The 15,558-nt window shown below is 45.3% G+C and carries 10 protein-coding genes; 2 read left to right on the forward strand and 8 right to left on the reverse strand.

Going from position 1 to position 15,558, the window contains the following annotated elements; genetic code table 11:
- Positions 1-60: 60 nt before the first annotated feature.
- Entirely contained in the window at positions 61-1,977 is a 1,917-nt protein-coding gene (locus V202x_RS02870; protein WP_145171020.1) for a DEAD/DEAH box helicase, read from the forward strand.
- 15 nt (positions 1,978-1,992) lie between these two features.
- Here V202x_RS02870 and V202x_RS02875 read toward each other — a convergent pair whose 3' ends face one another.
- The 4 genes from V202x_RS02875 to V202x_RS02890 all read right to left on the reverse strand — a co-directional run bounded on the left by V202x_RS02875 (position 1,993) and on the right by V202x_RS02890 (position 8,466).
- Positions 1,993-3,249 carry an alpha/beta hydrolase family protein gene (locus V202x_RS02875; protein WP_145171022.1) on the reverse strand — a complete coding sequence of 419 codons (1,257 nt, stop codon included), beginning with the start codon at positions 3,247-3,249 and terminating at the stop codon, positions 1,993-1,995.
- A gap of 106 nt (positions 3,250-3,355) precedes the next feature.
- Complete coding sequence (locus tag V202x_RS02880; protein ID WP_197993188.1) at positions 3,356-3,790, reverse strand: diacylglycerol kinase; 435 nt, start codon at positions 3,788-3,790, stop codon at positions 3,356-3,358.
- Between the two features lie 14 nt (positions 3,791-3,804).
- Entirely contained in the window at positions 3,805-6,858 is a 3,054-nt protein-coding gene (locus tag V202x_RS02885) for a hypothetical protein (protein ID WP_145171026.1), read from the reverse strand.
- Positions 6,859-7,098: 240 nt separating this feature from the next.
- Complete coding sequence (locus V202x_RS02890) at positions 7,099-8,466, reverse strand: glycosyltransferase family 39 protein (RefSeq protein ID WP_145171028.1); 1,368 nt, start codon at positions 8,464-8,466, stop codon at positions 7,099-7,101.
- Positions 8,467-8,752: 286 nt separating this feature from the next.
- On the opposite strand from V202x_RS02890, the gene V202x_RS02895 reads away from it, so the two are divergent.
- Positions 8,753-11,029, forward strand: coding sequence for an efflux RND transporter permease subunit (locus V202x_RS02895; RefSeq protein ID WP_145180325.1), 2,277 nt, complete (start codon positions 8,753-8,755; stop codon positions 11,027-11,029).
- Here the strand turns inward: V202x_RS02895 and V202x_RS02900 are convergent.
- The 4 genes from V202x_RS02900 to V202x_RS02915 form a co-directional block, all read right to left on the reverse strand.
- On the reverse strand, positions 11,018-12,139 hold the full coding sequence (locus V202x_RS02900; RefSeq protein ID WP_145171031.1) for a citrate/2-methylcitrate synthase: 1,122 nt from the start codon (positions 12,137-12,139) through the stop codon (positions 11,018-11,020). The genes V202x_RS02895 and V202x_RS02900 overlap by 12 nt on opposite strands.
- 190 nt (positions 12,140-12,329) lie before the next feature.
- Positions 12,330-13,286 carry a hydroxymethylbilane synthase gene (gene hemC, locus V202x_RS02905; RefSeq protein WP_145171033.1) on the reverse strand — a complete coding sequence of 319 codons (957 nt, stop codon included), beginning with the start codon at positions 13,284-13,286 and terminating at the stop codon, positions 12,330-12,332.
- 113 nt (positions 13,287-13,399) lie between these two features.
- Positions 13,400-14,590, reverse strand: a complete 1,191-nt coding sequence (locus V202x_RS02910) for a DUF502 domain-containing protein (protein ID WP_145171035.1) — start codon at positions 14,588-14,590, stop codon at positions 13,400-13,402.
- A 79-nt stretch (positions 14,591-14,669) separates the two neighbouring features.
- On the reverse strand, positions 14,670-15,428 hold the full coding sequence (locus V202x_RS02915; protein ID WP_145171037.1) for a ComF family protein: 759 nt from the start codon (positions 15,426-15,428) through the stop codon (positions 14,670-14,672).
- Positions 15,429-15,558: the final 130 nt, after the last annotated feature.

A 15,558-nucleotide genomic window follows, 5' to 3' on the forward strand; every position in this document is an offset into this window, starting at 1 on the left:
ATTTTCATGCTGGTAATGTGAATTGATTCAGAAGAAGTTTGTTTCAGGTCAGGCGAGTACGTGGAAAATTCAGAAACAAAACCAAATAGCGGAAATCATCAGGACATTTTCGATCATTCTGGTGGTCCACATTTTTTACCGCAAACAGTGGTTTCCAATTCAGCGCCGATTTCTCAAACCGATAAGCATAATCTCAAGCAGCAAATCGGCTGCGAGTCGATGGCGTTAGCGGTATCGACTTCTGTTTTTGCTTCGGGAATGAATGGCGCGCTCACACGTAAATTCAAAGTGGAAACATCGTCGGTTGACCTGCTTGAGCCGGCAGGCATGATGCCGAAATGGAAGCCGACTCGTCCACGCGTCAAAACCTTTGGTATGACATTTCCTGACGGTTTAGAATTTATTCCTCCCAAAGAAGAAAAAGAACCCGAGTCGGAAATTAATCAAATCAAAGGGCCGACACCGACAGACTCCGAAAACATGGAAAGTAAAAAAGCAACTAGGTTACAACCTCCGCCAAACGCATTGTCTTTAGAAGATCGACTCTTTTACCTGTTGCAGCCTCCATTAGAAACCTGGTTGGCGGGACAGGAATTGCTTATGCCGTTCGAACCATTTCCTTACCAGTATGAGGGGATAGCCTGGCTGTTTTCGCAAAAGTCTGCATTGCTTGCTGATGAAATGGGGCTCGGTAAAACGATGCAGACAATTACTGGAGTTCGTTTGTTATTGCGGAGCGGTCAGGTTCGACGAATCTTATTGCTCTGTCCTAAGCCACTGATCCCCAATTGGCAGCGTGAATTTAAATTTTGGGCTGAAGAACTACCCGTTACCATTGTACAAGGGGATTCGAATCGTCGCAAAATGATTTGGGAAATGCCAAATACACCGATCTTGATTGCCAATTATGAATCGATGACACGCGATTTTGAGGCGATGGGGGAAGAGAATATTCCCCGGTTCGACTTGGTCGTTCTTGATGAAGCACAAAGAATAAAAAATCGCAACTCTCGAACTGCAGAGATTTCTCGCTCTATACCTCGTAAACGGAGTTGGGCTCTCACAGGTACTCCCATTGAAAATCGACATGAAGAAATGTCATCTTTATTTGAATGGATGGAAGTCGTTCCGCCACGGGCAACTCCTGATTTGCGGCAGCTCCAGGTACTTTCCAAAGAGTTTATTTTGAGACGGACTAAAGATCTGGTGATGACCGACTTACCGCCCCGTCTGGATCGCCCTGCCTTCTTAGATTTGAATCCCGCTCAGCAAATTGCGTATGAGACAGCTGAAAAAGATGGTGTGATTCAGCTGAATGAGATGGGAGATTCGATTACCGTACAGCATGTCTTTGAGTTAGTGCTGCGTTTGAAGCAAATCACTAATTTCGATCCGGTAACAGGGGAAAGCTCAAAACTGGATCGACTGGAAGCCGACATGGAAGAGATTGCCTCTAGTGGTGGCAAAGCAATTTTATTCAGCCAATGGACGAAGCCTTTGGATTTCATGGCTGAACGGTTAGCGCGTTTTGGGACTCTTGTCTATCATGGTGGAATTCCTACAAAACAACGCGAGCCCATTCTCGATCAATTCAAGCACGATCCGAATTCCCATTTACTGTTGATGAGTTATGGTACCGGCGCTGTGGGCCTCAATTTACAGTTTGCCGGTTATGTATTTCTGTTCGACCGCTGGTGGAATCCAGCGATTGAGGATCAGGCAATTAACCGTGCCCATCGGATCGGTCAGAAAACGCAGGTAATCGTAACAAAATTCATCTGTAACAATACGATTGAAGAACGTATTGATCTGGTCTTGCAGCAGAAACGAGAGTTATTTCATTCCATATTGGGAGATGGTGACACGACGTGCGAGTCGCGAAGCCTGACTGCGGCAGAAATTTTTGGTTTATTTGACCTGAAGCAGAAAAAAGGGGATGTGACTAAGAAAATTGCTCCACAAATCCCGGCTGCCTGAGATCGACTCTTGATATTATAGATTCCTCATGAGAGGACTGGATGTCATCGCACCCGTTTCATCAGTGACATTGATAAACCAGATTTTTGTATTTCCTGGTGGCGCTTTGCCTGAGACTTTCCTCCCTTCAATTTTTAGTGGGATTGAATACCACTTTCTTTCCGGGTTAGGACCATCATCGGTTGTGTATTGCAGAACTGCTGTTTTCACTAGGGCAGACTGAGACAATTCTGCTGATATTCTTTCGCCTTTCATCACGGGGCTCTGAACCAGCGGTAAGGCTGTCGTGTGGTTGAGTTTTTCATTAATGAACTTTGCAATCTCTTGAGGTGCCCAACCAGTTGGGTGGCTATGTCGCATGTTGACTTTAATACGAATGTTACGCGGCGTAGATTCAGGAACGGCTTCATAACTTTTCTGGTAAGCACTCAACCAGTATGCGAAATCATTCGTGCCATTAACAAAAAAGATTGGCATTTGAATTGCAGGCAGATATTGCCCCGGATCATAGAGTTGCATCCAACGCTTGGCGTCTTTGGGGGGAAGCTTAGTGATCGATTTTTCAAAAACCGAGTGATTATCCAAGAAACCACACCCATAAACGGGGACAGCCGCCTCGAAGCGATTGTCAAGTCCCGCAACAATACAAGTTAGGTAGCCACCCCATGAGATGCCCGTCACAGCCGTACGGCCTTGATCAACTTCAGCAAACGAGCAGATCAGTGAGTGTGCCAAAATGACATTGGCCGGTGCGTGATAACACCAGTGTTCTGAAATATCAGATTTGATAGCATCAAATTTTTCGACATGTGATTGATTTGGTCCACCCTCAGCAAGCCGTGTTCTATTTTTGCGATCATGTGGATTTTTACCCTCAACAGGCTGGAAACCAGCCAGATCCATGGCAATAGCTGCATAGCCTTTCTGGACCCATAATTCGACCCATTCTTTGAACGCAGTTCCGCCCCCACCATGGACCAGCACGATTCCAGGAAAGCGCGATGGATTCGTTGGGTCTACCTTGGGTGAACCATAATAGGCAAAGACTTTTGTTGGTTTTTCCTGATAATCCAAGCCTCGATACATTAGTGACTTAATCGAAGAATTCTGATCAACCCATTCAAATTTTGGTGCTTTACTGAGCTCTTTCAAATCCCAGGGAGTGGTCTTGGGAAGGCGGGAATTTGGTTTTATTGGTTCTGCTGCCTGCAAGTGGCCAGAGACAAGCGCACAGAGAAGTAGTAAAAATTTAATGTGTCGAAATAGATTCATCAAAATAACCATAATAGTTCAGAGCAAAGAAACTGGATTGAACTAAAATTATCTGATATGAGAACAGGGTTCGCAATGGAACTATGTTGGCACTTAGATATTGTGTTTAAAAGAGCAAACGATAGAGGGCAGAACAAAAGATGATTGCGATCGTGATTACCGAACCGATTATACTGACACAGACAGCGGCTGTACCTGCTTTAAAAGTGTTTTGTGACTCTGCCGGTAAATGGTTGCCGAGCAACTTCCAGATCGATTTCAAAACTTGGTTAAACATTTGAGCGCACAATACGGTTGTCATTGCCAGAACAATAATTGCCCAGTGTGTTGCCGATAAACCTAGCAACATGGCACCGGCAATGACGGCGCTCCCGGTAAAGAAGTGTATGAAGAACGTACTGTCCAGGCGGATTCCGAATGTGATACCACGTTCGGCGTCAACAAGACGTTGCCTCCATTCAGATCGTAATTTTGTTGTCACTTCGCGTGGTGCTGAACCTGCACGATGTTTTTTAACTATAGTATTCTGAGATTTAATCACCGTCGAAATTCCTGTTATTGAGCATTATTACCAAGTAACGAAGAAAAATCAGCTGGCCCCGCGCCGAAGTTCCCAAAACGTGGCATGATGGTTAAACCGATGCCGGCATTGCCCGTACTTTGATCATAAGTCATTCCAAGACTCATGAGAAAGTCGGCTCCCGTTCTAGTGAGCGAGAGAGTTTGTCCGCGGTTAATGTTTTCTCCTAAATCATAGGCGGTGCTGATCCCGGCACTCCACTTTTGACTCATGACATAATTCAGAGAGGCAGACAGAATTTGACTATCTAGACCGCCGCCTCCTTTAATTTGTTGCAAAGCAACATTGACGGACAAGCGATTCGTACGTTGGCTGGTCAAAGAAACATCCCAAAGTTGTTGACCTCCATCGAACAAATCATAGTAGGCATTTGCTGCTAATGTGGTGCGGTCACCAAGAAACCATTGATAATGTCCTCCGAGTAAACCGATATCTTCGCCAAAGTTATCGCGTTGAGGATTGGGAAAGTAGGATGCTTCCAGGTCAAGAGTCATCCAGTCTTTGATTCGCATTCGATCAGGAGGACCAGTTTTAGTTTGCAGGCGATGTCGCCAGGCCATTCTCAACACTTGTTGGTCATCGACTAATTCATAGTATGGATCAGTTACACCGCGACCAGCACCTGTTCGGACAGCATAGAATCGAGGATCAAACTGGGGTGGTAATGTCCCACCAAAGGTATTGATTACCAGTCTTTGGCGAAAGCGCTCCTGTGCATTGTCATCAAATTCATTGTATTGAGCAATGTTCGTCAGGTCTTCACTTGAATCACTGAATGAGTAGTCCCCTTCCAGTGACATCTTATGGGCCAGTCCATTAAGATTAAAAAATGAACTATAGACATCTGGAAAAATGCGTTCAAATAAGATGCTACCTCGCAATCCCGCTGAGCCATAAAGTCGATCGATTTTTTGCTGTTGTAGGCCTTCTTCCCAATACGCGGCCTCTCCCAAAACATAAGGCACCAGTTTAATCGGGCCCAGATTGAAGGGGGCTTCAAGTTGATGTCGAGTCATTGCGACCACACCTTGTGAATCGGCAATGAAAGGCAGTGGTGTGAACACGTCTTGTGTGGGGTTATAAGGTGGAGCACCGGGTTTTAATTTCCCATACCCGATTGAAGAGTGCGAAGTCCAGCTCAATAGATTTCCGAACAAAGGCTCCCCGAGTAAATAAAGGTCACCTTTAGGGAGCCAGTCTGTGGTATTGGTAAAATCATTCAGCCTGGTCCTGCCAATGATTGACCAGGACCAGTTTTCCTGTTGCTGTTTCAGATGCAGCAGCGTTTCGATATCTTTGTCGTTGTCGAATTCTGATTCAAAATATTGTTCCAGAAAGTTTCGATCAGAGAGCAGACCACCTTCTGCGATCAGTGTGACTCCAAAGGGAGAATCCTGTCTGTGTCTATGGTTGAGAAAGTAACGATCTTTTGTAGAGGGAATGAGTGCTCTGCGATCCAGACCCAGGTTATCTGTACCACTGTCATGTATGTAAAACAATTCTCCATTACCATTGAAAATATTATCAAACCCCAGCAGGTTTTCCCCTGCATAACTTCCCGCTTGTCCTATGCCAATACCGCGAATTGAATAGTAATCGAGCTGCCCTTCCCACTTAGTTCCCGGTCGACGTTCAAGACCAAGCAGCTTATACATATCCCATTGACTTTCAATCTGAAATCCAAAGATGCGATCGTTTCCAGGACGCAAACCTATAATCGGGAAGTAAATGTCTTCAGCCGGACTTGTGATGTAAGGCAGATAAAATAGCGGAATATTTTTTATACGGAATGTATTATTAGAACTGGAGAGCCAGGCGCGTTTATGGGGAACAGGTTGACCTGTGAGGGGGTCAAGTTCGTTCGAGCCTGCACCGAGCCAGGGAGTTGTGTACCGATCTTCAATAAAGATATCGGATGATTGAATACGATAGCCGGGCTTTCCAAATTGACTTCCTGTGGCCCAGCCATTTTGAGCCAGATAAGCACCTTTCGATAACTGGCGGATATGGCTCGCTCGAATTCGGATATCTTCTCCCAGTTCAGGAACATGAGTCTTGAGTTCTGCGTCTAGCAAAACACCTCTCTCTTCGCGCGCGTCATAAAAGGCACGGTTTGCTTTGAGAAAGTAGGTACCTTGACGAATTTCAATATTACCTTCGAGATAGATTTCGAAGGGAGTTTCTTTTGACTGACGGATCTCAGAATTAAAGTTTTGTGTATTACGTCCATCAGTCCAAATGATGATGCGATCTGCTGACATATCAACCATCCCCACACCGTCGATACCATCAATTAAAAGGTTCACTCCACCTGTAATGACCCAGATCTGTTCAGGAGGAACGGTATGAGTAGAGGGAAAACTTTGGACGTTGTACGGGACAGCGCTGCGTGGAAATAGTCGAATTCTTCGAAAGTTAACCTTGAGTTCAGGTGCAGGAACGGTGTTTAATTCTGGTCCTTCAAGTGGAGGCTTTTCAACAATAAATTGCGCACGTTTCAACTGATGATCATGTGGAGTGCCACGACGTTGGATGGCTCGTTTCAATAAAGGGTCATCTTGAGAGGCTTTGATTGTGGATGAACGCCTTATATCTGCTTTTACCCCTTTTTGGGTAACCAGATTAACCAGCAAACTGTTTTCGTTCTTTGACTCTCCCGGAAGGTCAACACGAACTTCTCCCTCAAGATAGATCGAAACACGATTGGTTTTTCTAGTTTTTCGATGCCAGATGACCATCTGCCGTGCTCTAAGCACGGCCTCTCCCTGTTTGATAAGACAATTGCCTTTCAGAATCGAGACTTCTACAAAATCTTCCTCCCATTGTTGGGAGTATTCAGCAGAGATTTCGATGGGAGCTTCTTCGGGGGGAACATATTCTGATTCCTCATAGGAGGCTTTGGGGGCACCAAAAAAACTTGTTTGAGCAGGCGCAATCGTGACCAGGCCGCCAAGCATTGTTAATAAAATAACAGCTTGCCAGATCGTGTGCGAAATATACCGAGAGACGGGATTGATCTCGCCCGACACGGGCACTCCTGAAATGAAAAACCGAGTAGGTCTATCTTCTGATGAAGGGGATGGCCTGAATTGAATCCCCACTATCGTCGAAATGACAAAAAATAGGGGGGAACGGATCGAGGTCAGAAGACACTAACTTCGTCTGCTGTACCAAGATAAATGGGCGCGGATTATAGGGCGTTTTCTTAAAGAGTGTCAATAACAGTTAGCGAGTCAAATCAATGTCTGAATGCGTGATAAAGTGCTACTCTATCTATTGTTATGACGATCATTTTGAGAGGCTTTTCTTGGTCTGGCGAATTTGAAAAATCGAACGATTTGAGACCAGCCATATATGCTTAACAAGGCAATTGCCGGAACGAGTGGCGCACGCATTCTCATGTTGGTCCAATAGAAGAGATGGACGAGAGTAAAACTAAATATCAGCAAAACTAGTGGTGCCCATTTTTTTTCTTTATTCCATATTACCATGAATATACCACCGAAACAGCCAATGAGAACCAGAGAATAATATCCGGCAATGCTCCATTTGATGAGAGGTTTGGCGGTTAAGGTAGAATATGTAAGTGGAGAGACATTCCAAAAACGTTTGAATCGAAGAATACAAGACTGTACAAATCGCTCTGGTTGTTTGGAAATATTTTGTTTTGCGCGCTGGTACATCCAACGGTCTCGTTCCTGTTCTGATTTGATTGCTGGTACTTGTTGAGTGATTTGCTCATCCAGACTTTTTTGCCAGGTGTGTAAACTTTTTCCAGACCAGACCGTTCCCCATGGTTTTTGGACAACCTCTTTATAGAAGACCGGGTTATTTCCCAGCAATAATGTGTAACCACCGTGAGTGGTCGTCAGTATGGGAGAGTGGAAGACGACAAGGTTCCGAATCAACCAGGGAGAGACTGTGAGTATGATACCCAGTGTGAGATAGGTTATCTGCCCTGATTTCTGTTTTACCGATGATTGGGTTTTAACAATTTGGAATCGTTGGAGAAGAGGATTCGTTAATCGAGCGGCGATCCAGACACCGAAAAAAGCCAGATAAGTGGGGCGGCAGAGGATCGCTGACCCCCAGACAATACCTGTCCAGAAGGAAATGGGAACTGGCAACTTTGTATCTGTTGGCGATTTTTCTGCTGAGAAACTGGAGATCAGAAAGTACAGCAGCAGGCTCGATAGGAATGAGGAAAGTACCTCAGTCATGGCATATGCAGTATATTGCAGCAGAACAGGGTCGGTAGCGACAATCGCAGCAGCTAATATTCCACCCACTTCCATTTGTAGACATTTTGCTGTTCGCCAGGTCAACCAGACGGTAAGAATTCCCAGAATGATTTGAATGATGCCAATGCCAATGGGGGCCGCTTTGAGAAAATAAATAACCGCAAGCAAACAGGGATAAAGTGGAGGGCGAAACGCTGTCGGCAGAGTCTCATTTGTCTGTGTGCTCATACTGGATGAATAACCATGGCCCGACGCCAGATTCTTGGCGATTGCAAGATAGGCGTCCCGGTCCTGCTGTAGCTGACCAGGCTGTAAAGAGACGAGAATTACACGTAAACTACCTGCGAGAATAAGAACCAGCAGTAGTGCAAAATAGCAACGTCTAGTTTGTGTCACCGAAACGTATCCGTAGAGTCCAGAAAGGGAAGATTTTTAAAGTATGCAGGTCTGGGAGAGAAGATACAAGGGGAGGCTCCAAATGGTTTTTGACTTTGATAGATAGAAAAAAATGTCCCCTTGGTAAAAAATGTCCGCTTAGAGATGAAATCATGTATTCTCTGCGATATAGTCCGTCATGAGTCTATGAAGTAGTAATGGAGAACAGAGCGCATTTCTCCATCGTAGTAACGGGCCAAAATTTTAGTTAAATTGCCTCTCAGGCAGTAGGATGTGGTCTTTCTTTATGAGTAGTCACCCGCGGCGATGGCTTGAATCATTGGTAGACCGTCTCTACAACCTGCGCTGGGGCTTGCTTTTGATCTCTTTGATCTTGACCGGGGTTGCTATTTTCCCGGCTTCTCAACTTAGCTTCGAACAATCAATTGAGTCTCTCTACGCCGAGGATGACCAGCACTTGCTAGACTATCTGGAGAGCAAATCATTATTCGGAGGCGATGAATTTATCTTTGTTGCTTATTCAACGCCCGATTTATTAGAACCGGAAGGTCTACTAGAAGTTCGGCGTTATGCAAAAGAACTAAGTAAGATACCGGGGGTAAATACTGAATTATCTCAAAATCTGGCAGATGCTCTTTCTCCTCCTAGATTAAACTTCTTCCTACGTGCTCTAATTCGTCGAAAAAAAGACGAATTAACGGATTTATTTCGAGGGGTTCTCGTCGGCGATGACAATCAGACAACAGCAATCGTTTTGCGTTTGTTGCCGGAGAGTGAATCTCCAGTTCCCCGCGCCGAAACCTTTCAGATGATTCGCAAGATGGCAAATGCACATACACCGGCAGCTTACGTTGTCGGTGAACCCATTCAGGTTCACGATATGTTTCGCTATGTGGAGGAGGATGGAGAGATCCTTTTTAAAGTTTCCCTTGGCTTCTTGGCACTGGTTTTGTTTCTATTGTTTCGACGTTTGCGTTGGGTGATGTTACCTTTATTGGTCGTAATCTGTTCCATTTTGTGGACTGAGGCAATTCTTGTATTAGGTCACTTCCAGTTGAGTATGGTTAGTTCCATGCTCAATTCTCTGGTTACGATTATTGGGATCGCGACTGTAGCACATGTTGCTGTCCACTTTCAGGAATTGCAACGTAGCAATGTCTCACGGCCGCGAGCGATTAGACAGACAATGGTGGAGTTGTTGCCAGCAATTTTTTGGACTTGTGCTACCACAGCGGCTGGTTTCGCCTCATTACTCTCAAGTGAAATTGCACCTGTCAGAAGTTTTGGAATCATGATGGCCATCGGAACGATGATGGTGCTCCTCGCAGCCATCGTTTTGTTACCGGGAGGAATTTCATTAGGCTATCTGAATGCTCCACTCAAGCACTCCTCTGAACGTGGCCTGGAGCGATTGTTGAAAAAAGTCTGTATTGGTACAGAACATTACCCAAAAACACTATTGGGATTTGCTTCTCTATTTGTCCTATTGGCGGGGGGAGGGTTTTATCGTTTGCAGATTGAAACTGATTTCAGTAAAAACTTTCGAGAATCCAGTGATATTGTACAGGCTCTCGATTTTGTTGAGACGCGACTAGGAGGCGCTTCGACCTGGGAAGTTAATTTTCCAGCTCCCTCTAAGCTGGATGAAGCTTTTTTAGAGCGTGTACGGGCTTTGGCAGAAGATCTAAGACGAGTAAATCCTCCTGATAAAGAACAGTTAACCAAGGTGATTTCGATTACTGATACACTCGATTTTGTACCAAAAATCCCTTTTGCCTCTGACCCCGTAAAATCCAAACTGGACCAGCTCAAAAAATTACAGCCCGATTTTGAAAGCAGTCTTTATAATCCCGAAAAAGGAAGAATGCGACTCGTGTTGCGGGCCTTAGAACGCCAGTCTGCTGAGGAAAAGTTATCCTTGATTCACAAAGTCGATGCCCTCGCTAAAAAACATTTTCCCGGTTCTGAAGTCAAACAGTCGGCTAATGATTCAAAGTCAAAGCCTGCAGAATCAGGTAAAGCGGCAGGAATTTTTATACTACTGGCTTATCTGATTGACAGTTTGTTGAAAGATCAGTTATTTAGCTTTCTGTTAGCTGGTGCCAGTATTCTGACAATGATGACGATTGCATTTCGCAGCTTGAAAATAGGTATGATTTCTATGGTCCCGAACTTGTTCCCCATCGTATTAGTAGTGGGGGCAATGGGCTGGTTTGGATTGCCTTTAAATATTGGTACAGCGATGATTGCCAGCGTCTCAATGGGGCTCACGACCGATTCCAGTATTCATTTTATTACAGGCTTTCTAAGAGAACGTTCGCGTGGTGCATCAATTACAGATGCTTTGCGGCGAACTCATAAGAGTGTCGGTCGGGCAATTATCTTTGCGACATGCGCGCTGGTGGCCGGGTTCAGTGTACTCACTCTTTCACATTTCATTCCACTGATCTATTTTGGTGCGCTGGTTAGCGTTGCCATGATCGGTGGTATGTTAGGTTCTCTGATTTTATTACCTATTTTATTACGGCTGTTTTATTCTGATCACTTAGAATCAGCTGCGTAGTGGCAATGGTTTGTATTTTCGTTGGTCCATACCAACGTATCGTGACAAAGGCTGAAAAAGGTGATTATTTTCTGATTGCTCAATGATATGAGCTACCCATCCTGCCAGGCGGGAAACGGTAAAGATTGGCATAAATAGTTCTGGTTCAAATCCAAGGTAATGCAGCAGACGGCTGGCATGCCACTCAATTCGTGGATGAACTTTCTGAACTTTCAGCATGATTTCTTCGATCGTATCTGCTGCAGATTCCATTTCTTTCTGTCCCAGCGCATCTGCCAATTGCCAACAGTAATCTTTGAGAACTGCTGAGCGGGGATCTCTTGGTTTGTGATGTGATGCTTGAAAACCGAGCACTCTTTTGCCTTTGGCTATTTCTTGACAGACCCATTCTTCCGGGTTGCCCGAAAAAATCGACTCTTGCAGGGCATCCAGAACTCCTGCTCCCGAACTACAATGCAATAGTCCATTGATCGAACCAATGGCAGAACAGACCGCTGAATAGAGGGGGCTACCGGTTGAAGCGACCACACGCGCTGCAAAAGTAGAAGGGGCTAACCCATAATCAGCATAGGTAATTAATGCAGCGTTAAAGGCTTCCTCTTCCAATTGAGATGGTTCTTCCCCTTTCAGCATATACCAGAAGCTGCCAGCATAAGAATGATGAAAATTAGGTTCGACTGGATTTAATTTATGTACCTGTTGATATCGGTAAGAGATTAGCTGTGGCAACATTGCTAAAAGATATTGTGCATTGGCGACTTCAGACATGAAAACGCCATATTCCATTTGGGGATCGAAGTGTGACAACAAACTGATGCCAGTTCGGATCACTTCCATCATCTCGATATGGGGAGGAATGGCCTGAATAGCGGCGATAACGGGCTTAGGTAAATTGCCTGTTTCAATCAGCAACGTTTGAAAGTCGGCTAATTGCTCATGGCTGGGGAGCTCACCTTGTAAAAGGAGATAGGTGACTTCAATAAATGAAGCTTCCTTAGCCAACTCTTCAATGGGATAACCCCGATAAGTTAAGCCATCTTGAACTTGGGAAATCTCGGTTTCTGTAGCAATGATCCCGGATAAACCGGGGCGATAAGGGTGACGTTCCATGTCTCAAGCCTTCCGCTCTTCCTGAATACGTGTATAATAGGCAGTCCATTCGCTCTCATTGTATCTGATTTTCAAAAGAGAATCGACATCCCTTGTAGTGCCATTTTGGGAAGATTAGAGAAATAAATCACAAGTGTCTTTTTTGACTTGACGTGCCTCTCTTCATCTCTGTCGATACGAAACCATAAATTCAAGAATCGTCGTTATTTGAGATAAGCCGACCAGCGCCCGAGTCGAGTAATTTTTTCGCGGTATCAACACCGATTTTCCTGGCATCTGCTAATGAACCTGAGGCGGAGGCAGTGATTCGTTCCTGGCCATCACCACTGAGGACGACTGCCTCCAGTTGGAGCTGATCTTCTTCGAGTTGAGACAGACATCCAATCGGGGCATGGCAGCCAGCTCTTAAGAAGGAAAGCAAGCTGCGTTCTGCTGTCGTAGCCGCTTTTGTCAGTTGATGAGAGATTTCGTTGAGAAGCAAACTGGTTTCCTCGTCATCTTCACGGCATTCAATCCCCAGAGCACCTTGTCCAATCGCAGGATAAACTTCAGGGGGAGTCAACAGAAGTGATACTCGCTGATCCAATAACTCCAGGCGAACCATGCCGGCTTCAGCCAGACAGAGTGCATCGTATTCACCTGCATCAAGTTTTTTAAGTCGCGTTTCAACATTCCCTCGGACTTCCTGCATCTGTAAATCAGATCGTTGATGTAGCAACTGTGCCCGTCGACGTAAACTGCCGGTTCCAATTCTGGCATCGGGAGGGAGTTCAGACACATCGCTGAGGGGCTCAGAGTCCTGCGGAAAGATCAGGACGTCATACAGAGGACCTCGTTCTGGAATGCCAGCGAGTTGCAATCCTGCTGCCTGTTCAGTAGGAAGATCCTTCAAACTATGTACGGCGAGATCGGCTCGGCCATCTAAAACGGCTTTCTGGACTTCTCTCGTAAAAACACCCAACCCTCCAAACTCAGACAAAGGAGAAGTCAGGTTACGGTCTCCTTCTGATGTAATGTGAACAATTTCAATGGGGCGTTTGCTCGAATGTTTTTTTAGCAAGTCTGCAATATAATGTGCCTGCCAGAGGGCGAGGCGGCTGGCACGGGTTGCGATTCGCAGAGGACGTTGTTGAGACGTCTGGTTCATTGATGACTTTCTAACTACTTGAAGATCTCTGAATAGGCCTTATTTAAACATCTGCTGATCAAACATACGAAACGTTTTTTCTTACTGACTAAGTACCATGGCTTGCTGACTGATCAATTTGAGTGTGGTGGATTTTCCGGGCCCTCTGTTTGATCAGTCGAAGGCTCTTCTGGCTTTGTTTCATCTGTGGCAGGTTCACTTTCGAGAGTGGGAGTTTGGAGAGTTGCTTCCGGTGGTACAATCTGAACTTTAAATCCAGCCAGTTTTCCGTCTCCTAACAGCCGTTTTCCCAACTCCTCTCGCAGTAGTTCATCGGTCACTTTTTGTTGGGGAGGTACAAGTACACCACAGGAAAGGCAAAACTGAAACGCTTGATCGACAGTGATATTCAAGTCGACAACTTCACTTTTCGGGATGCTCATCGTATATCCGGTCACCGGCATAGGAGAAGTCGGAATGAGAATCGCTACCAGTGGTTCTCCCGCAGTAACGGTCATTTCCAGCATACTGTCACCCGTAACAAATCCCAAAGACCAGATCCCTCGCCGGGGATACTCTACCGCCACCACACGGCTATAGTCCACAGTTCGTTCGTTGAAAAAAAAGTCCGTTACTTGTTTAACTGAGGAATACACATTACTGACCACTGGCAATCGTGCGAGTATTCCTTTTTCGAATTTGATGACCATCCATGAACCGATGCGAGCTGTGACAAAACGTCCCAGAAAATACAAGGCGATAATTGTTAAAATGACCGCAACGGCACTTAGATTAAACAGGCTTTTGAACCAACGAGTGGTTGCCAGTTCCATATACAGACCCATTGCAGTGGTGGGCATTTCCGAGGCGCGAATTCGTTTTGCTACTTCGCGGTAGTCCTCATAAGGTACTGCTCGATCTCCAAATGGAACCCAGGCATAATCGATCACCATGTTACGAGTTACAGCGCCAGGACCGGAATTTTTTTCTATGGTCTGGAACTCTTTGGCATGTTTTTTACTAATGAGATAATCTGTTCGACAGTATTCGAGAGGTGGCAGGTTCTCTACTTCCACAAAATTATCTCTGGGCTCGGAAGTATCTGTGAAGTAAGCAATACAATAGCGAACTGTAGTCGTTGTCGGAGAAATTATATAATCGTTTACAATCCCCGCGACCCAGATCACAATGACCAGTGTCAGAATAGGAGGCAGGCTAATAGCCAGTCCGCGTACAAAAAAATGGTGCTTAGGCCTGATTTTTTGGGCCTCCGACTGATTGTTTTGGTTCTCATCCGCGGGAGGTTGAGTTGTACTCGAATTCATCGAAGTACTTGCCTTAATTATTGTATCCACCAAAACGGCTGCCGTCTTGTGTGGAGAATTTTTATTCTGAACTGTCTACTCAAACACCCGGTGCCCTGGCAATCACTGCAACATTAATTTCTTTCGCACCTGCATCTAGCAGCACGCGAGTCACAGCGTTCGCAGTTGAACCAGTAGTCATGACATCATCAACCAGCAAGATTGTCTGTCCAACTACCTGTTTTTTTCTGCGTATTTCAAATGCGTCTCTTAAGTTTTTTCTTCTATTCGAAGGAGTCAGACTGGCCTGTGCGGCAGTCCGTTTCCGTTTTGCGAGTATATTCCCGGAGTATTTTGCTTGCAAGCGGTGTGAGAGTACCTCTGCAATGATACTAGCTGGATTATGAGCGCGGTGTAAGCGTGCCGTCCAATACAGGGGAACCGGAATGATCAAATCGGTAGCGAGTTTCTTAAACTTCTGTTGATTTCGGTAATATAATAGATTACCCAGATCACCTCCCAAATGGGCCCCGTGGTTTTGTTTCAACTTTAAGATAAATTCACGTAGAGAGCCCTGATATTTCCCCAGAGCTATCGCACGTGAAAATAAAAAACGTTCATTTTTACAGTAACTGCAGCCTTGCGAAGTATCCAGGTACGGACCTGCATCGGCACCGCATCGCTCACAGGCCTGTTCTATTTGTGGAGCAATTCGTTCTATCTGTTCACCGCAGTCCGATCCAGAACAAATCTTTGCATTTCCACAGAGAGAGCAACGAGGAGGGTAGATGAAGTTTCTCCCGGTTTGCAGCCAGCGTATTGACTGGCTTTGAATCTGTTGAATCCTCAAATATTTCATGATTTAACAGAGCCACCCCTAGGATCACGTGTTAATTTCGATATCCTCACATATTATGTCAGCACGAACGGGAAATACAGACACAATGTCCGGGGTAGAATCCTTTTCTTAAAACAATCGCGTTTGTCAG

Origin of the sequence: Gimesia aquarii (assembly GCF_007748175.1) — a bacterium.
Classification (GTDB): domain Bacteria; phylum Planctomycetota; class Planctomycetia; order Planctomycetales; family Planctomycetaceae; genus Gimesia; species Gimesia aquarii_A.

Bases quoted from the DNA above. Each gene is read 5' to 3' on its own strand.
- V202x_RS02910 (WP_145171035.1), bottom strand. From the start codon at position 14,590: ATGAATTCGAGTACAACTCAACCTCCCGCGGATGAGAACCAAAACAAT.
- hemC (WP_145171033.1), bottom strand. From the start codon at position 13,286: ATGAACCAGACGTCTCAACAACGTCCTCTGCGAATCGCAACCCGTGCC.
- V202x_RS02900 (WP_145171031.1), bottom strand. From the start codon at position 12,139: ATGGAACGTCACCCTTATCGCCCCGGTTTATCCGGGATCATTGCTACA.
- V202x_RS02895 (WP_145180325.1), top strand. From the start codon at position 8,753: ATGAGTAGTCACCCGCGGCGATGGCTTGAATCATTGGTAGACCGTCTC.
- V202x_RS02875 (WP_145171022.1), bottom strand. From the start codon at position 3,249: ATGAATCTATTTCGACACATTAAATTTTTACTACTTCTCTGTGCGCTT.
- V202x_RS02915 (WP_145171037.1), bottom strand. From the start codon at position 15,428: ATGAAATATTTGAGGATTCAACAGATTCAAAGCCAGTCAATACGCTGG.